This is a genomic window from Cupriavidus sp. 94F1 (genome assembly GCF_057798875.1).
The window spans coordinates 348,374-365,864 of the sequence record NZ_JBYOJT010000005.1 but is presented as its reverse complement, the minus strand read 5'-3'; the positions used below and the strand labels follow the sequence as shown (position 1 = coordinate 365,864).

13 protein-coding genes are annotated in these 17,491 nt (G+C 68.1%); 11 read left to right on the top strand and 2 right to left on the bottom strand.

The window, feature by feature from the left end; all coding sequences use genetic code 11:
* Positions 1-36: 36 nt before the first annotated feature.
* Positions 37-2,808 carry a winged helix-turn-helix domain-containing protein gene (locus AC3FJ6_RS15255; RefSeq protein ID WP_488772677.1) on the bottom strand — a complete coding sequence of 924 codons (2,772 nt, stop codon included), beginning with the start codon at positions 2,806-2,808 and terminating at the stop codon, positions 37-39.
* A gap of 204 nt (positions 2,809-3,012) precedes the next feature.
* On the opposite strand from AC3FJ6_RS15255, the gene AC3FJ6_RS15250 reads away from it, so the two are divergent.
* The 9 genes from AC3FJ6_RS15250 to AC3FJ6_RS15210 all read left to right on the top strand — a co-directional run bounded on the left by AC3FJ6_RS15250 (position 3,013) and on the right by AC3FJ6_RS15210 (position 14,492).
* Entirely contained in the window at positions 3,013-4,692 is a 1,680-nt protein-coding gene (locus tag AC3FJ6_RS15250; protein ID WP_488772834.1) for a long-chain fatty acid--CoA ligase, read from the top strand.
* Between the two features lie 126 nt (positions 4,693-4,818).
* Positions 4,819-5,622 carry a 2,5-didehydrogluconate reductase DkgB gene (dkgB, locus tag AC3FJ6_RS15245; RefSeq protein WP_488772676.1) on the top strand — a complete coding sequence of 268 codons (804 nt, stop codon included), beginning with the start codon at positions 4,819-4,821 and terminating at the stop codon, positions 5,620-5,622.
* Between the two features lie 52 nt (positions 5,623-5,674).
* Positions 5,675-6,787, top strand: coding sequence for an alkene reductase (locus AC3FJ6_RS15240; RefSeq protein ID WP_488772833.1), 1,113 nt, complete (start codon positions 5,675-5,677; stop codon positions 6,785-6,787).
* Positions 6,788-6,938: 151 nt separating this feature from the next.
* Complete coding sequence (locus AC3FJ6_RS15235; protein WP_488772674.1) at positions 6,939-7,379, top strand: auxiliary protein of the heavy metal cation-transporting efflux system HmyCBA; 441 nt, start codon at positions 6,939-6,941, stop codon at positions 7,377-7,379.
* A gap of 194 nt (positions 7,380-7,573) precedes the next feature.
* Positions 7,574-9,019 carry a TolC family protein gene (locus AC3FJ6_RS15230; protein WP_488772673.1) on the top strand — a complete coding sequence of 482 codons (1,446 nt, stop codon included), beginning with the start codon at positions 7,574-7,576 and terminating at the stop codon, positions 9,017-9,019.
* A 2-nt stretch (positions 9,020-9,021) separates the two neighbouring features.
* Positions 9,022-10,179, top strand: a complete 1,158-nt coding sequence (locus AC3FJ6_RS15225; RefSeq protein WP_488772672.1) for an efflux RND transporter periplasmic adaptor subunit — start codon at positions 9,022-9,024, stop codon at positions 10,177-10,179.
* A gap of 6 nt (positions 10,180-10,185) precedes the next feature.
* Positions 10,186-13,302, top strand: coding sequence for an efflux RND transporter permease subunit (locus AC3FJ6_RS15220; RefSeq protein WP_488772670.1), 3,117 nt, complete (start codon positions 10,186-10,188; stop codon positions 13,300-13,302).
* Positions 13,303-13,407: 105 nt separating this feature from the next.
* Complete coding sequence (locus tag AC3FJ6_RS15215) at positions 13,408-13,773, top strand: DUF2880 domain-containing protein (RefSeq protein WP_488772669.1); 366 nt, start codon at positions 13,408-13,410, stop codon at positions 13,771-13,773.
* Positions 13,774-13,994: 221 nt separating this feature from the next.
* A complete protein-coding gene (locus AC3FJ6_RS15210; protein ID WP_488772668.1) occupies positions 13,995-14,492 on the top strand; it encodes a DUF1579 domain-containing protein in 498 nt (165 codons plus the stop codon).
* A gap of 52 nt (positions 14,493-14,544) precedes the next feature.
* Here AC3FJ6_RS15210 and AC3FJ6_RS15205 read toward each other — a convergent pair whose 3' ends face one another.
* The gene (locus AC3FJ6_RS15205; protein ID WP_400392838.1) at positions 14,545-14,868 is read right to left on the bottom strand and encodes a hypothetical protein; all 324 of its coding nucleotides are present in this window, start codon (positions 14,866-14,868) and stop codon (positions 14,545-14,547) included.
* Between the two features lie 223 nt (positions 14,869-15,091).
* Here AC3FJ6_RS15205 and imuA point away from each other — a divergent pair, with 223 nt between their 5' ends.
* Positions 15,092-15,976, top strand: coding sequence for a translesion DNA synthesis-associated protein ImuA (gene imuA, locus AC3FJ6_RS15200; RefSeq protein WP_488772667.1), 885 nt, complete (start codon positions 15,092-15,094; stop codon positions 15,974-15,976).
* A complete protein-coding gene (locus tag AC3FJ6_RS15195; protein WP_488772665.1) occupies positions 15,909-17,480 on the top strand; it encodes a Y-family DNA polymerase in 1,572 nt (523 codons plus the stop codon). Before imuA ends, AC3FJ6_RS15195 begins: the two co-directional genes overlap by 68 nt.
* Positions 17,481-17,491: the final 11 nt, after the last annotated feature.

The following is a 17,491-nucleotide window of genomic DNA, read 5'->3' as shown; positions in this document are numbered from 1 at the left end:
CTCTCCCGCCTGCGGAGAGGGGAGCGATTCAGCGAGTCAATCCAGCAACCCCCTCGCGCGCGCAATTGCCACCACTTCGGTACGGCTTTGCGCGCCAAGCTTGGCGCTGATGCGGCGCAGGTGCGATTTCACGGTCAGTTCGGAGACGAAGAGCTTTTCGGCAATCGCGCGATTGCGGTGGCCCAGCGACAGCATCCGCACGACGTCGAGTTCGCGGGCCGTCAGCGCGTCGAGGCCCGCGTCCGGTGCGGGCGGGCTCTGGAATGGCGACGGGGCGGCCGTGCCAGTGTTTTCCGACATGCCCATGCGCGCCAGCAGCGCCGGCACGAACGTCGCGGCCACGCCGGACACCGTGCCACCGCGTTGCGCGGTCATCCACCGCTGCAGCAGGCCGGCCAGCCGGTCGCCTTCGTCGACGAAGGTGCGGATCAGTCCCTCGTGGCTGGCCACGCGCAGTGCGGCGGTCAGCGCGTCGAAGGCGGCCCGTGCCTCGCCCACCGAATCGAGCGCCATCGCAAGCAGCAACCGCAGCTTGAGCAGGCGCCAGTGGCGCTGCTGTGCGGCAGCCGCGGCGATGGCGGCAGCCAGTGCATCGCACACCGCGCGACTGCCGCCGCGGGCAATGTCGAGCCGCCAGCGCGCTATCGTCGGGGTATCCACCTCATTGCCGTAGCCGGCGTCGTCGAGGGCTTCCCATGCGCCGTGCGCCTGCGCGGCATCGAGCGACTGGGCGGCGGCATCGAGTGCGCCGTCGAGCGTGGCCACACGCGCGCGCTCGAGCCACGCCGAGCAGATCGCCCGCTGCGATTGCACCTGGCGGCCCAGTTCATCGAGTTCGTGCAAGCGGCGGTGCCAGAGGTCGCGATCGCCGCGCGCCAGCGCAATCCGGGCGCTGAGGATATGGCAGGTCGTCATCGAATCGACCGGGCCGGTCATCTTGGCAAACGGCAGCGTGTCGTTGACAAAGCGCGCCGCTTCATCGATCTGGTCCGATTCATAGAGCAGCAGCCCCAGGATCACGCCCGCCGCGGCGCGGCCGCCGGTGACCGCGTCCGGACGCTCATGCCACGCCTGCTGTGCCGTGCGCAGCCGGGCCATCGAACGTCCCAGCCTGCCGTGGATCAGGTCGATGATGCTCTCCAGGCAGTCGGCCACGCTGCGCAGCAATGCGGCACCGGGCGCCGCCCCGAGCCGACCGCTGGCGCCGGCATGGGCCAGCACCTGGCGCGCTTCGTCGTGCCGGCGCCCCGACACCAGGCCATACGCGACCGAATTGGCCAGCATCCAGTACTGGAACGAGTCGTTGGGTGGCAGGCGGTCGAGCAGCGGCAGCCCGGTGCGGCGGCAGGCATCGATCTGGTCCGTCATCGCGAACAGCACGCAGCGTAGCGTTTCGGCCTGCAGCTGCACCGCCTCGCGTGCCGCGTCGGCCATCGTGTCGTCTGCAATCTGCTGCACCGTGGCCATGGCTTCGTCGAAGCGGCGGTTCAGCAGCAGGGTCCACGCGGCGCTGATACGTACGCGCGGGTCGGCGGTACGCAGCTTGTCGCGGACCAGATCGAACCACCGGGACAGCAGCCTGACGCGCCCGTTGTTGAGCAGGGCGTCGGCGTGCTGTGCCATCAGTGCGATGGCTTCGTGGTGCAGGCCCGCGCGCAGCAGATGGTCGATGGCAGGGACGGGCCGGTCGGCCGCCAGATACCAGCGCGCTGCCGCCGCGTGCAGCGCGGTTTCGCGTGCCGGGTCGAGGGCGTGCAGCCGATGCTGCAGGAAGCTGGCGAACAGGCTGTGGTAGCGGTACTCGTCGTGCTCGCCGTTGAGCGGGAACAGGAACAGGTTGTTGCGCTCGAGCGTGGCCAGCATGGCCTGGCTATCGGTGCGGCCCAGGATGGCATCGCACAGCGGTGCCGACAGTTGCGACAGGATGCTGGTTTCGAGCAGGAAGCTGCGCACCGCGTCGGTCTGCCCGCCGAGGATGTCCTCGGCGAGATACTCGGCCAGCTCGGTGTTCGAGCCCGAAAACGACGAGACAAAGCGGCCGTATTCGGTGCGCTGGCGCAGCGACAGCGTGGCGAGGAAGATGGCGGTCGCCCAGCCCTCGGTATAGCGGTGCAGCCTGGATATCTCCGCATCGCCGAGCGGCAGGCCGCATTTGTCGCGGATGAACACCGTGGCTTCGGGCAGGGTGAAGCGCAGTGCGCCAGGCTGGAGTTCCAGCAGGTTGCCTCGGGCGCGGAGGCGGCCCAGGCCGAGCGCAGGCATGGTGCGCGAGGCCACCACCAGCGTGCCGACGGGCGGCAGCGACTCCAGCAGCAGCTGCACGAAGTTCAGCACGGATTCGCTCTGGATCGTTTCGAAGTCGTCGAGCAGGATCGCGAACGGTGCCTTCTGCGAGGCCACGGCGGCAATCACGCTGGCCGCCAGCCGTTCGGCGGAGGCCGATGCCTGCGGCGTGTCGGGCGCGAGTGCGCGGAGCCCCGCGCCAAGGTGCCCCAGGAAGCGCGGCAGGTCGTTGTCGGCGGCATCCAGCCGCATCCACGCCGTGGTGTGCCCCAGCGACTGCCGTGCGGCCACGTACTGCTGCATCAGCGTGGTCTTGCCGAAGCCGGCCGGCGCACGGATCAGCACCAGCCGCGCGCTGTGGGCGGCCAGCATGCTGTCGACCAGATGCGGACGTGCCAGATGGGAATCGGCACAGGCCGGTGGCACCAGTTTCGACGCAACAATCGTCGGCATCGTCGGCATCGCCTGTGGCCTCGCGGTGCCGTCGGCGTCGTGCCGCCGCGCACCCGGCGGGCTGGGCTGCATGGCGGAGGGTCTCCTGGATCGATGTTCTTGTGGCCGCGATTGTTACATGGGTTTTGCGCGCATGGATACCCGGGGCCGCCCCGGTTTGCGGCAGGCGAAGGCCCGATTCGCAAATCGCAAATACGAGAAGGCGGCGCCCCGTACTATCGTTGGGCGGCATGCCTACCCGATGACTTCCAGACTCCCACGATGACCCTCCCATCCATGGTGCCCGCATCGACCGCCTGCCGCGCTGCGCACTGGCCGTCAGGGCTACCGCGCACGATCCACGTACCGGCCACCAGCCTGGTCTACAACGTCGAACACGCGGCGCGCCGCTATCCCGGCAAGACGGCCATCCAGTACTTTGGCACCGCCATTCCGTACACGCAGCTGCTGCAAGAGATCGAGCGGCTGGCCGGCTACCTGCAGCACGACTGCGGCGTCCAGCCCGGCGACCGCGTGATGCTGTGCGCGCAGAACTGCCCGCAATACATCATTGCCAGTTACGCAATTCTGCGGGCCGAGGCCGTGCTGGTGCCGGCCAACCCGATGTGGCTGACGGGCGAGATCGAACATGTGGCGGCCGACAGCGGCGCACGCGTGGCGATCGTTGCCGAAGACCTCTATGCGCAGGTGGCGCCGCTGCACGGGCAGGCCATCGAGCGCGTCATCACCTTTGCCTATGCCGATGCGCTGGCCGACGACGGCGGCCTGCCGGTGCCCGGGTGGGTACGGGATCGCAACCCGCCGCCGGCGTCCGGCATGGCCGGGCCGGCCACGACGTGGCTGGCGGCGATGGCGGCGCAGCGCGTGCCGTGGCCGCACCAAGCCGGCCCGGAAACCCTGGCGCTGCTGGCCTACACATCGGGCACCACCGGACGGCCGAAGGGATGCATGCACACGCATCGCTCGCTGATGTGCGCGGCGGCCGGTTCGCAGGTCTGGCGCGCGAACGGGCCCGAGAGCGTGTTCCTGGCCGTGGCGCCGCTGTTCCACATGCTGGGCCTGCAGAACGGCATGCACGCACCGCTGTACCTGGGCGCGACCATCGTGCTGATGCCGCGCTGGGATGCGGCGCTGGCGGCGGCGCTGATCGAGCGTTTCGGGGTCACCAACTGGAATGCACCCCCGGCGATGCTGGTGGACTTCTTTGCGCAGCCCGGCATCGATGCCCGCGACCTGTCCAGCCTGGCGTTTCTGGGCGGCGGTGGCGCGGCCATGCCCGAAGCGGTTGCCACCACGCTGCAAACGCGCTTCGGGCTGCCCTATGTGGAAGCGTATGGCATGACCGAGACGGCGGCGTTCATCCTGTCGAATCCGCGCCATCGCGCCAAGCGCGAGTGCCTGGGCGTGGCCACGTTTGGCGTGGATGCCCGCGTGGTGGACCCGGCCACGCTTACCGAGCTGCCGCCCGGCGAAACCGGCGAGATCGTGCTGCACGGCGGACAGATCATGGCCGGCTACTGGCGCAATGCCGAGGCCGACGCCGAAACCTTCATCGACATCGACGGCAAGCGCTTCCTGCGCACGGGCGACCTGGGCTACGTGGACGACGAGGGCTACTTCTTCATGCGCGACCGGCTCAAGCGCATGATCAACGCCAACGGCTACAAGGTATGGCCCGCGGAGGTGGAAAGCCTGCTGTACGGCCATCCGGCCATCCACGAGGCCTGCGTGGTGGCCGCCCGGGATGCCCGCCGGGGCGAAACGGTAAAGGCCGTGGTGGTGCTCAAGCCGGGGCAGCATGGGGCGCCCGGCACCGACGAGGCGTCGATCATCGCGTGGTGCCGAGAGCACATGGCGACCTACAAGGCGCCGCGCATCGTCCGCTTCGTGGAGGCTTTGCCCAAGTCCGGTACGGGGAAGATCCAGTGGCGCCTGCTGCAGGAGATGGACGACTGACGCGGTCCATTGTTGATTTCAGATCAACATTAATTCGCCAATACGCAGCTTAATCAGCAAAGGTAACTTCGGCATACTGCGGTCATTCCAGCTGGACCGAATCCGCAATTTCACAGGAGTTACCCGATGAGCATCCCGTCTTTTGGTGTTGGCACGTTCCGTCTGACCGGCCAGGCCGCCGTGGATTCGGTGCGTAACGCGCTGGATCTGGGCTACCGGGCGGTCGATACCGCGCAGATCTATGGCAACGAGGCCGACGTGGGCCAGGCCATCGACGAAAGCGGCGTCAAGCGCGACGCGCTGTTCGTGACCACCAAGATCTGGACCGAGAACTACGCCGCCGACAAGCTCGTGCCGAGCCTGCGCGAGAGCCTGGACAAGCTGCGCACCGACTACGTGGACCTGACGCTGATCCACTGGCCGGCGCCGGGCAATGGCGTGTCGCTGCCCGAGTTCATGGGCGCGCTGGCCGAGGCCAAGGCGCGCGGCCTGACGCGCCAGATTGGCGTGTCGAACTTCAATATCGCGCTGACGCAGCAGGCCATCGACGTGGTGGGCCGGGGCGAGATCGCGACCAACCAGATCGAACTGAGCCCGTACCTGCAGAACCGCAAGCTCACCGCATACCTGAAGGAACAGGGCGTTGCCGTGACGTCGTACATGACGCTGGCCTACGGCAAGGTGCTGAAGGACCCGGTGCTGGCGCGCATCGCCGCGAAGCACCACGCCACGGTGGCGCAGGTGGCGCTGGCCTGGGCGCTGCAGCTTGGCTACGCGGTGATTCCGTCGTCGACGAAGCGCGAGAACCTGGCCAGCAACCTGCTGGCGCGCGACCTGAAGCTCGATGCCGACGACATGGCGGCCATCGCCGCGCTGGAGCGCAACGGCCGCGAGGTCAGCCCCGCGGCCCTGGCGCCGGCGTGGGACTGATCCGATCGATCCACACAGGAGTTTCCCGATGACCCATCCTTCGATCGATACCATTTCGCAAGCACCGCTGTTCCAGCCCCTGGCGCTGGGCGGCCTGACCCTGCCCAACCGCATCGTCATGCCGCCAATGACGCGTTCGCGCGCCAGCCAGCCCGGCGATGTGCCCAACGCGCTGATGGCGGAGTACTACGCCCAGCGCGCCGGCGCCGGCCTGATCGTCAGCGAAGGCACGTGGATTTCGCCGCTGGGCAAGGGCTATGCGTGGACGCCTGGCATCCATACGCCCGAGCAGGTGGCCGGCTGGCGCAAGGTCACGCACGCCGTGCATGCCGCCGGCGGCCGCATCTTCGCGCAACTCTGGCACGTGGGCCGGCTCAGCCATATCAGCCTGCTGGACGGCCAGTCTCCGGTCTCGTCGTCGGCGATCCAGGCACAGGGCGTCAACGTCTTCGTGGCCGAGCGCGACGGCACGCCGGGCTTCGTGCAGGCATCGCAGCCGCGTGCGCTGACCGTGGACGAGATCCACGCCATCGTCGACGAATACCGCCAGGCCGCGCGCAATGCGATGGCGGCCGGTTTCGACGGCGTGGAGCTGCACGCCGCCAATGGATACCTGGTCAACCAGTTCATCGACTCCGGGGCCAACCACCGCACCGACGAATACGGCGGATCGCTGGACAACCGCCTGCGCTTCCTGGGCGAGGTGGCCCAGGCGCTGATCGAGGGCACGGGCGGCAAGGACCGGGTCGGCATCCGCCTGGCGCCGCTGACCACGCTGAACGGCTGCGTCGATGCGGACCCGGAAACCACCTATACGGCGGCGGCGAAGCGGCTGGGAGAACTGGGCGTGGGCTATATCCACATTGCCGAGGCCGACTGGGACGATGCCCCGCATATGCCGCTGGCGTTCAAGCAGCGCCTGCGCGAGGTATTCCCGGGCGCGCTGATCTACGCCGGCAAGTACACCGCCGAGCGCGCCAATGCCGCGCTGCGCGAAGGCTGGGCCGACCTGATCGCCTTCGGCCGTCCGTTCGTGGCCAATCCCGATCTGCCCGAGCGCCTGCGCACCGGGGCCGCGCTGAACCCGCACGACCGCAACACGCTGTTCGGCGGCGGGGCACAGGGGCTGACCGACTATCCCGCGCTGTCCGCCAGGGCCGCCTGATATATACAGCCATGCAGGACGGGGGCACCCGGACGCGTTCCAAAGGAACTCATAGCGGTTTTACTAGTCAATTGTTGCGTTCGGTTACAATGCTGTGCCGCAGCAATGTCGTCGGCATTGTCTGCCCAATGTCTGCAATCGCGCCCCCATCTTGCTACGTTTCGTTCTCTTCCTGCTGACTGCCATGTGCCTGTCCGCGCTGTCCTATTCGGCAGCGGCGAACGTGCGCGCGGCTGCGCCGCAAGTCGAGCCAGCGATCCAGGCGGTCAGTGCGGCACAGGCCGAGGTGCCCGACTATGCATCACTGGCAACCGGCGACGACCTGGCCCAGCTGGTGCTGCCGGGCGACCCCGACTTCGGTGCCGACGACGAGGTCGTCGATGATGGCCCGCCGCCGGGCTACTGCAATATCTGGTCGGCTGACCTGCTCGACCCGCTCGATCTGTTCGATGCGGTCGACGAAACCAGCGCCCTCTTTGTCCTCCCCAATTTCGAACCCGCCGAATCCGTGAGCGACCGCTTCCAGGCGCCCACCGCGCGTACCACGTTCGAATCCGAAGGCCTGTTCCGGCCGCCCAATCTCCTCGCCTGAGTCTCCCGGCCACCGTTCCGGCTGATGCCCGGACGGTGCGCTCGTCCTTGCCCTTGCGCCCCCTGATGCCCGCGACCGCCCTGCGTCGCGGCTGAAAGCGTTTGCCGTTTGCCCCCGGCGTCCCGATGCCGGCCGGCACGCGGCGCGCCTGCAGTGGGTGGCCGGGCAAGCCGTACCGTTTGAACCATTCCGACATGAAGACCAAGAAATCGTTGACCTGGGTCGCGTCGCTGTCGTTCGTGGCGGCGCCGGCCTGGGCCGTTCAGCCCGTGCCAGCCCCCGCGCCCGCCAACGCACCCGCGAAAATGGCCCATACCGGGACGCAGGCCGGCGCTGGCCAGTTGCCCGCTGCGACACCGGCCACCGGCACCACGGCGCCTGGCATGAAGCTGGCGGCCAAGGCCATGCCGCGTGCCACCACGCCCGAGGCGGAATCCTTCGGATTGCCGCAGTTGCTGGAACTCGCGCAATCGACCAACAAGGGCGCGGAGGCCGCGCAGGCCAATGTGGATGCTGCGACTGCCGCCATCAGCAGCGCCCGCGCGTATCCGAACCCGCAGGTGGAAGTGATGTACGGGCGGCTGTCCGGCAAGCAGCCCGGCGTGGCCAGCGGCAACGCGCCGTCGTACGCCGTGGTCCAGAAGTTCGACTATCCGAATCAGCGCAACCTGCGCCAGCAGATGGCCGGCCGTGGGCTTGAGGCATCCGAGGCCCAGCGCCAGACCTTCCGTGCCGAGCTGGCCGCGCGGGTCAAGACGGCGTACTTCCAGGTGCTGCGGCGCGAGACCGAACTGGCCGCCGCGCGTGAGGACCTGAACCTGATGCGCCAGATCCAGGAGCGCGCCAAGGTGCGCGTGGATGTGGGCGAAGCGCCACGCTACGAGCTGATCAAGGCCGATACCGAACTGCTGGCGGCGCAGAAGACGCTGCAGACGGCCGAACTGCGCGTCGATCAGTCCAAGGCCACGCTGCGTCAGCAGGTGGGCGGCGCCATGCCGGTGCGCTTTGGGCTGGTGGGCAGCCTGGCCAATACGCCCGACGTGCCGAACCTGGCCGTGCTGCGCGACAGCATGCAGGCCAACAACGCCGAACTGAACCAGCGCCGCAGCGAACTGGAACGCGCCCGCCTGGGCGTGGACTACCAGCGTTCGCTGCGCTGGCCCGAGGTGTCGCTGCGCGCCAGTACCGATCGCCAGCCGGACAACAACGTCTCGCAGATCGGCCTGGTGATGACGATTCCGTTGTGGGACCGCCGCAGCGGCCCGGTGGGCGAAGCCACGGCACAGGCCACGCAGGCGCGTACCGCGCTGGAGGCGCGCGAGTTCGAACTCACGCAGGAGCTGGACACCGCCTACCAGCAGTACGAGATCACGCAGGCGCAGGTCACCGCGCTGGAATCGGGGATCGTGCGCGAAGCCGAATCGGCGCTGGGCGTGGCGGAAGCCGCCTACCGCTTTGGCGAGCGCGGCATTCTCGACTATCTCGACGCCCAGCGCGTGCTGCGCAATGCGCGCAGCGAACTGATCAACGCGCAGTACGAACTGCAGATCGCCGCCATCCAGATCGAAAAGCTCATGTCGGCCACGCCCGGCGCCGCTGCCATCGTGCCCTCCCGGCCCGTCTCCCAGAATCTGAACTGAACATGCGTCCCTCTCATTCCCTGCTTTCCATTGCCGCCGCCGTCGTGATGGTGATGTCGCTGGCCGGCTGCTCCAAGGAACCCGAAGCCGTTGCCGAGGCGCCCAAGCTGCCGCCCGGCATCGTCAAGGCCGAAGACAACCTGCAGAAGACCCTCAAGGTGGCACCCGTGGCATCGTCCCCGTTCAGCGAGATGCTGCGCGTGGCGGGCCGTATCGACTTCGACGAACAGCGTGTGTCGCGCATCGGCGCCACCGTCACCGGCCGTGTGACCGATCTCTACGCCATCCTGGGCGATGAAGTGAAGGCCGGCCAGGTGCTGGCCCGCCTGCACAGCAGCGAACTTGGCGCCGCGCAGATGGCCTTCCTGAAGGCCGAGGCCCAGAACGACCTGCAGGCCCGCAATGCCGAGCGTGCGCGGCAGCTGTTCGACGCCGACGTGATCGGCCGCGCCGAACTGCAGCGCCGCCAGAGCGAATACGCGATTGCCGCCGCGGAGATGCGTGCCTATCGCGACCAGCTGCGCGTGCTGGGCATGTCCGCGCAGGCCATTGCCACGCTGGCGAAGAACGGCAGCATCGAGTCGTATTCGCCGGTGTTTTCCAGCATCAGCGGCACGGTGGTGGAGCGCAACGTGGCCCAGGGCCAGGTGGTGCAGCCGGCCGACGCGCTGTACACCGTGGCCGACCTGTCGCGGGTCTGGGTGGTGGCCGAGGTGCCCGAGCAGCAGGCGGCCCAGGTGGCCGAAGGCCAGGCCGTCGACATCGAGGTGCCGTCCCTGGCCAATACCAACGGCCGCATCACGGGCAAGCTGATCTACGTGGGCCGTACCGTGAATCCGCAATCGCGCACGGTGTTGGTCCGTACCGAGCTGGAGAACAAGGAAGGGCGCCTGAAGCCGGCCATGCTGGCCAGCATGCTGATCGCGGGCAAGCCCGTCGATACGCTGGTGGTGCCCGGTTCGGCGGTGGTGCGCGACGGCAACGACGAGCAGGTCTACGTGGAAATGGCGCCCGGCCAGTATCGCCTGACCAAGGTGAAGCTGGGTTCGGAAAGCGACGGCATGCGCGTGGTGCAGAGCGGTATCAAGGCGGGCGATCGCGTGGTCGTGGAGGGTGCGTTCCACCTCGACAACGAACGCAAGCGCCTGGAACAGGGGTAAGCCGCCATGATGACATCGCTTGTGGAGGCCGCGATCAAGCAGCGGCTGGTGGTGTGTGTGGTGGCGGTGGTGCTGTTCTTCTTTGGCCTGCGCGCGGCCGGCAAGCTGTCGGTCGATGCCTTCCCGGACGTGACCAACGTCCAGGTGCAGATCGCCACCGAAGCCACCGGCCGCTCGCCCGAGGAGGTGGAGCGCTTTGTCACCGTGCCCATCGAAATGTCGATGACGGGCCTGCCCGGACTCGAAGAGATGCGCTCGCTGAACAAGGCCGGCCTGTCGCTGATCACGCTCGTGTTCACGGACAAGACCGACGTGTACTTCGCGCGGCAGCTCGTCATGGAGCGGCTGATCGAGGTGTCCGGCCGCATGCCGGAAGGCGTGACGCCGGTGCTGGGGCCGGTGTCCACGGGGCTGGGCGAGGTCTACCAGTACACGCTGGACCGCCCCGACGACGGTGACCGCGAACTGACGCAGGAAGAGCTGGCCGAGCGCCGCATCGCGCAGGACTGGGTGGTGCGCCCGCTGCTGCGATCGATCCCGGGCGTGGCCGAAATCAACTCGCAGGGCGGCTACGTGCGGCAGTACCAGGCACTGGTCAACCCGGAGCGCATGCGGCACTACGAGGTCAGCCTGCAGCAGGTGTACCAGGCGCTGGCGCGCAACAACGCCAACTCGGGCGGCGGCGTACTGCCGCACTACGCGGAGCAGTACCTGATTCGCGGCGTGGGGCTGGCCAAGGGCGTGGACGATATCGGCAGCATCGTGCTCAAGGAGATCAACGGCACGCCGGTCTACCTGCGCGACGTGGCGCAGGTGACGATCGGCCACGAGGTGCGGCAGGGGGCCGTGGTCAAGAACGGCCAGACCGAAGCCGTGGGCGGCATCGTGATGATGATGCGCGCCGGCAACGCCAAGGAGGTGGTGAGCCGCGTCAAGGCGCGTGTGGCGGAGATCAACGAGAAGGGCATGATCCCCGGTGGCCTGCAGATCGTGCCGTACTACGACCGCAGCGAACTGGTGGACGCCGCGCTGTGGACGGTCACCAAGGTGCTGCTCGAAGGCGTGGTGCTGGTGGTGATCGTGCTGTTCCTGTTCCTGGGGGACGTGCGCTCGTCGGTCATCGTGCTGGCCACGCTGGTGCTGACGCCGTTGCTGACGTTCATGGTGATGAACCGGATCGGGCTGTCGGCCAACCTGATGTCGCTGGGAGGGCTGGCCATCGCCATCGGCCTGATGGTGGATGGCTCGGTGGTGGTCGTCGAGAACGCGTTCGAGCGGCTGGGCCATGCGGACAAGTCGGGGCTGACCCGCAACCAGATCCTGGTCAAGGCGGTGCAGGAAGTGGCCACGCCGGTGATCGTCGGTGTGGGCATCATCATCCTGGTGTTCCTGCCGCTGATGACGCTGCAGGGCATGGAAGGCAAGATGTTTGCGCCGCTGGCCATCACGATCTCGATTGCGCTGGCCATCTCGCTGTTCCTGTCGCTGACGCTGTCGCCGGTGCTGTCGTCGTACCTGCTCAAGGGCGGTGCCGAGCATGACACGCGCGTGATCGCGTTCATGAAGCGGCACTACCTGCGCATGCTGCACTGGGCGCTGCTCAACAGCAGGAAGACAGTGCTGTCGGCGGTGGGCCTGTTCGTGGCCACGGTGATGATCGTGCCGATGCTCGGGACGTCGTTCATTCCGGAAATGAAGGAAGGGTCGATCGTGCCCGCGCTGGACCGCGTGCCGAACATCTCGCTCGAAGAGTCGATCAAGCTGGAACGGCAGGCCAACAAGCTGGTGCTGGAGGTGCCGGGCGTGAAGTCGGTGGTGTCCGGCGTGGGCCGTGGCGAAAGCCCGGCCGATCCGCAGGGCCAGAACGAGTCGACGCCGATCGCCAGCCTCAAGGACCGCGACGAGTGGCCGGAGGGCTGGACGCAGGACGACATCGCCAACGCCATCCGCGAAAAGCTCAAGGCCATACCAGGCGTGCAGATCGTGATGGCGCAGCCGATCTCGGACCGCGTGGACGAGATGGTCAGCGGCGTGCGTTCCGATATCGCCGTGAAGATCTTTGGCGATGATCTCGACCGCCTTCGCGGCCTGGCCGGCGAGATCGCGCGCGTGGCGGGCGGCATCAAGGGTGCGGAGGATGTGCGTATCGAGCGGATTTCGGGCCAGCAGTACCTGTCGATCGAAATCGATCGCCAGGCGATTGCGCGCTACGGGCTGAACGTGTCGGACATCCACGACATCATCGAGATCGCCATCGGCGGCAAGCGCGCCACGGACATCTTCGAGGGCGAGCGCCGCTTTGCGGCGGTGGTACGCCTGCCGGAGGAGTTCCGCGGCAACGTGCAGGCCATCCGCCAGTTGCTGGTGCAGGCGCCCGATGGCGTGCAGGTGCCGCTGCAGAGCGTGGCGAAGATCGAGGTCAGCGATGGCCCGGCGCAGATCAGCCGCGAAATGGCCAAGCGCCGCGTGGTGGTGATGATCAACGTGAAGGACCGCGACCTGGGTGGCTTCGTGGCCGAACTGCAGTCCGCCACGGAGGCCAGGGTCAAGCTGCCGGAGGGCTACTACTACGAGTGGGGCGGCCAGTTCCAGAACATGGAGCGCGCCATGGGCCACCTGAAGCTGATCGTGCCGATCACCATTGCAGCGATCTTCTTCCTGCTGTTCCTGCTGTTCAACTCGCTGCGTTTTGCCACGCTGATCATCACGGTGCTGCCGTTTGCATCGATCGGCGGCATCATCGGGCTGTTCGTCACCGGCGAATACCTGTCTGTGCCGGCCTCGGTGGGCTTTATCGCGCTGTGGGGCATGGCGGTGCTGAACGGGGTGGTGCTGGTGTCGTACATCCGCACGCTCCGCGAGTCGGGCATGTCGCTGCGCAATGCCGTGGTGCGCGGCGCCACCCAGCGATTCCGGCCGGTGATGATGACCGCCACCATTGCCATGCTGGGCCTGGTGCCGTTCCTGTTCTCGGACGGCCCGGGCTCGGAGGTGCAGCGGCCGCTGGCCGTGGTGGTGATCGGCGGGCTGATTACGTCGACGCTGCTGACGCTGGTGATGGTGCCCACGCTGTACCGCTGGTTCGACGACCGCAAGCCCGAACCGCGCGACATGTCCGTGTAATGGCGTGAGCGCGTAAGAGACGTAAGGGATTTTCGCCGCAGTACAATGGCAACCGGCCGGCATGCATCGCGCGTGCCGGCCGTTTTCGTTCTGGAGTACACACCTGTGACAACACACCTGCGCCGCAAGCTCGTGCGGGCCCTGGCCTGCGTGGCCATCGGACTGCCGATGGTGGCAGCCGCCGCCGATGCACCGGTCAATATCGAAATGGGTCAGCGTGGCGGCAGGCCGGAAGCGCCCGAGGCGCCAGTGGCCTGCATGGAGGCTGTCAAGGCCAGGCTGCCGAACCCCGACAAGTTCCGGTGGGTGCAAGGCACCTCGCGCCGCGTGGCGGAGGATGTCTACAGCGTGGTGGGCAGCATCGAATTCGTGAACCAGGCCGGCGAGGCGCGCAAGGGCGAAGCCCAGTGCGACGTGATGCGCGCGCCGGGCAACCAGTTCATCGTGCCGAAGGTTCGCCTGCCGCAGTAATAGGCAGGCAGCGGGCGGTCACCCGACTCGGGCGGCCACACCGACGCTGAACGCCGTCTCACGCGCCTTCCATCACCCCAAGTGATGTGAGCGCCTCAAGATTAAGTTTTTGTCATGCTGCCACACCGATGTGGACATCGTTCTGATCATCTCCTAGGATTTGTGTACGCTGTACACAAGACGGCGATATCGATCTGAACTTATCCACCGGAGACTTAAGCATGCAAGTCGAAATCACCAAGGAACACCGCTGGCTGCACCGGCTGGTAGGCAACTGGACAGCCGAAGGCGAAGCCCAGATGGGCCCCGAAGGCCCGGCCGAGAAGTGGAAGATTCCCGAGCAGGTCAGCAAGGTTGGCGACACCTGGGTGCAGACCCGCTCCGAAGGCGAATTCCCCGGCTGCGGGCCGGCCGTGACGGTCATGACGCTGGGCTACGACCCCGCCCGCCGGCACTTCGTGGGTACCTTCATTGGTTCGATGATGACCCACATGTGGGTCTACGAGGGCGACCTGGAAGCCGACGGCAACACGCTGACCCTGCGCGCCGATGGTCCGGCGTTCGGCCCGGATGGCACCGTGGTGCCGGGCAAGATGGCGAAGTATCGCGATGTGATGGCGTTTCAGGACGACGACAACCGCACGCTGACGTCATTCATGCAGACCGACAACGGCGAGTGGGTCCAGATCATGCAGGCGCGCTACCGGCGGGCCAGGTAGTCGAGACACCCCGTCGTGGCGGCGCCGCCGGTCCTCCGGCGGCGTGCCTGCATCAGGCCCGGTCCAGCTCGTTGCTGTTCCACCAGGCTTCCAGCAGCGGCTGGAAGCGGTCGTCGGGGGCTGGCGGAGTTCGCGTGCTCTTGCGCGCCGGCGGCAACTGGCGTCCGGTCAGCTGATAGAAGACGGCGGCGGGCGGCGTGCCGGGGCCGTAGGGCACATGGTCGATCACGCTCATCTGCCGCGCGGCCTTCAGGGCGCGCGTGGTCTCCTCGGCGGACAGGCCGCAGGCGTCGGCCAGCCCGTCACGGCGCACCGGGCCCTGACGCTGCAAACCTTCGATCAGCAGATGCACGCATTCGCGCGTATTCCTTTTCATGCCGCGCATTTTTCCGCACTGCCTGACACTTCACAATGACACTTGACACTTGTTTGCAATCGTCCACCCGGAAGTGTGGCAAGGACGCAAAAATCACTTCGTAAGCGTCGATTCAGGCACTTGAATAGCGTACCCCTTGCGCCGGCCCTGATACTGTATAAACATACAGTATTCGACGAATTCCTATGTCCGCGCCGACTGCGCGTGGGCCGACAACCCGATCATGACCCCCGTCCCGCATGGGCAGCCTTCGCTTCTGGCAGAGGACCCTGCGCCCCCATCCTCCCCGCTGGCCGAGCCGCCCCGCGAATCGGTGCGCGAACTCGAACAGCGGTATCCCGGCCTGTGGCGCGCGGGCCAGTTGGGCCGTGCCGGCCGGCTGCCCGTCTGTCCGACCGGCTATGACGCGCTGACCGCCGAGTTGCCGGGCGGCGGCTGGCCGGCCGGTGCGGTGACGGAACTGCTGCTGACGCAGGACGGCGCGGGCGAGTTGCGCCTGCTGATGCCGGCGCTGCGCATGCTGGCGGCCGGCGGGCGGCGCATCGCGCTGGTCAATCCGCCTTACCTGCCGAATGCTGGCGGACTGGCGGGCGGATTGGACGATGACCGCCTGCCCGCACGGCAGCTCTACTGGGTGCGCCCGCCGGTGGCCGCCACGATGGCCTCGCAGCGCACGGACATGCTCTGGGCGGCCGAGCAGATGCTGCGCAGCCAGGCGTTCGGCGCGGTGCTGGTGTGGCTGGCGGGCGCGCGGCCCGAGGCGCTGCGGCGCCTGCAGGTGCTGGCGCAGGCTGGCGATACCGTGGTGTGGGTGCTGCGGCCCATGCGGGTGCTGCACGACTCGTCGCCGGCGGTGCTGCGGCTGGCGCTGTCGCCGCAGCCGGGCAACCTGATGTCGATCACCTTCCACAAGCGGCGCGGCCCGGTGCGCGACACGCCGTTGCTGTTGCCCCTCGAAGGCATGGCCCATGTGCCCCGGCGCACGGGCATGCCTGCCGTTCCCACGCCCGCCGTCGCGGCGGGTCTCGATCCGATTGCCCATGACGTACTGGATCGCGGTGCATCTGCCGCGCCTGCCGCTGGACGCGCTGCAGCCGAGCTGGCCTGAGCCCGCCGGCACCCCCGCCGCGCATGGCAACGGTACGCTGCAGCAACTGCCGGTGGCCGTGATGGCGCACGAGCGCGTGGTGCTGGCCAATGGCCCGGCCGCGGCGCTGGGCGTGTGCTACGGCATGCGGCGCGGCGGCGTGCAGGCGTTGTCGGCCGATGTGGTGCAGCTTGAACGCGATCCGGCCGCCGAGACCGGTCTGGTGACATCCGTGGCGCTGACGCTGTTGCATTTCACGCCGGCCGTGACGATCGACCCGGAACCCGAATCGGCCACGGTGATGCTCGACGTCACGGCCAGCCTGCGGCTGTTCGGCGGGCATCGTGCGCTGTGCCGGGCGATCCGCGCCCGCGTGCGGCAACTGGGCACGTTCGTGCAGGTTGGCAGCGGCACCACGGCGCAGGGCGCGGCATGGCTGGCGCGCCAGCCGCTGCGCAAGACGCCGCGCGGCATCGTCCGGCCGGCCCGGCGCGCGGTGCAGGCGCCGCGCATGATGCGCCTGCTGGACCGCCTGCCCGTGACCTGCCTGCAGGCGTACACCGATCCGGACTGGCTCGAAGGCGTGGGCTGCCATACGCTTGGACAGGTGCGGCAGCTGCCGCGCGCGGGTTTGTCGCGCCGTATCGGCACCGAACTGCTGGCGCGGCTGGACCAGGCCTATGGCAACGCCCCTTCGGGCTTTGCATGGTTCGAAGCGCCGCCCGCGTTTGCACAACGCATGGAGCTGCCGGGCCGCATCGAATCGGCCGAAGGCGTGCTGGCCGGGGCGCAGCGGCTGCTGCTGGCGCTGTCGGGCTGGCTGGCGGCGCAGCAGGCCGGCGTGACGCGCTGCGTGCTGGTGCTGGAGCACGAACGCTACCGGCTGGGTGAGGACACCGACAGCACGCCGGTGCCGCTGGCGCTGGCGCAGCCGAGCCGCGACCCCGTGCATCTGTCGAAGCTGCTGCGCGAGAAGCTCGACAAGGTGCGTTTTCATGCGCCCGTAGGCGGCCTGGGACTGCGCGTGGAGACGATGGAAACCTGCGTGCCGCAGAGCGATTCGCTGTTTCCGGAGCCCGGCGCCGAACCGGCCGAGCTGGGCCGGCTGATCGATACGCTGGTTGCCCGGCTGGGCCGCGACAACGTGCTGCAGCCACAGCCGCTGGCCGACCATCGTCCCGAGCGCGCCAACCAGTGGTGCCCGGTGGGCGAGACGCCCGCGCGCGCGCCGGCCACGGGCGCCTTGCCGCCGGAGCGGCCGCTCTGGCTGCTGGAAGCGCCCCAGCCGCTGCGTGTGGAAAAGCACCGTCCCGTGTACCAGGGGCCGTTGGTCATGCTGACGCGCCCCGAGCGCATCGAGGCCGGCTGGTGGGATGGCGGCCTGGCCACGCGCGACTATTTCATTGCCGAACGCGCCGACGGGCTGCGCTGCTGGGTCTATCGCGAACGCCCCGGCCGCCCCATGCGCGACGGGCAGGAAGACGGCGGCGAATACCGCTGGTTCCTGCACGGCCTGTTTGCCTGAGCGCCCCGGAG

What these genes read in the sequence shown, in the direction of transcription:
- AC3FJ6_RS15250 (WP_488772834.1), top strand. Translation starts at nt 3,013, where the DNA reads ATGGTGCCCGCATCGACCGCCTGCCGCGCTGCGCACTGGCCGTCAGGG.
- imuA (WP_488772667.1), top strand. Translation starts at nt 15,092, where the DNA reads ATGACCCCCGTCCCGCATGGGCAGCCTTCGCTTCTGGCAGAGGACCCT.
- dkgB (WP_488772676.1), top strand. Translation starts at nt 4,819, where the DNA reads ATGAGCATCCCGTCTTTTGGTGTTGGCACGTTCCGTCTGACCGGCCAG.
- AC3FJ6_RS15220 (WP_488772670.1), top strand. Translation starts at nt 10,186, where the DNA reads ATGATGACATCGCTTGTGGAGGCCGCGATCAAGCAGCGGCTGGTGGTG.
- AC3FJ6_RS15255 (WP_488772677.1), bottom strand. Translation starts at nt 2,808, where the DNA reads ATGCAGCCCAGCCCGCCGGGTGCGCGGCGGCACGACGCCGACGGCACC.
- AC3FJ6_RS15225 (WP_488772672.1), top strand. Translation starts at nt 9,022, where the DNA reads ATGCGTCCCTCTCATTCCCTGCTTTCCATTGCCGCCGCCGTCGTGATG.
- AC3FJ6_RS15210 (WP_488772668.1), top strand. Translation starts at nt 13,995, where the DNA reads ATGCAAGTCGAAATCACCAAGGAACACCGCTGGCTGCACCGGCTGGTA.
- AC3FJ6_RS15230 (WP_488772673.1), top strand. Translation starts at nt 7,574, where the DNA reads ATGAAGACCAAGAAATCGTTGACCTGGGTCGCGTCGCTGTCGTTCGTG.
- AC3FJ6_RS15205 (WP_400392838.1), bottom strand. Translation starts at nt 14,868, where the DNA reads ATGAAAAGGAATACGCGCGAATGCGTGCATCTGCTGATCGAAGGTTTG.
- AC3FJ6_RS15195 (WP_488772665.1), top strand. Translation starts at nt 15,909, where the DNA reads ATGACGTACTGGATCGCGGTGCATCTGCCGCGCCTGCCGCTGGACGCG.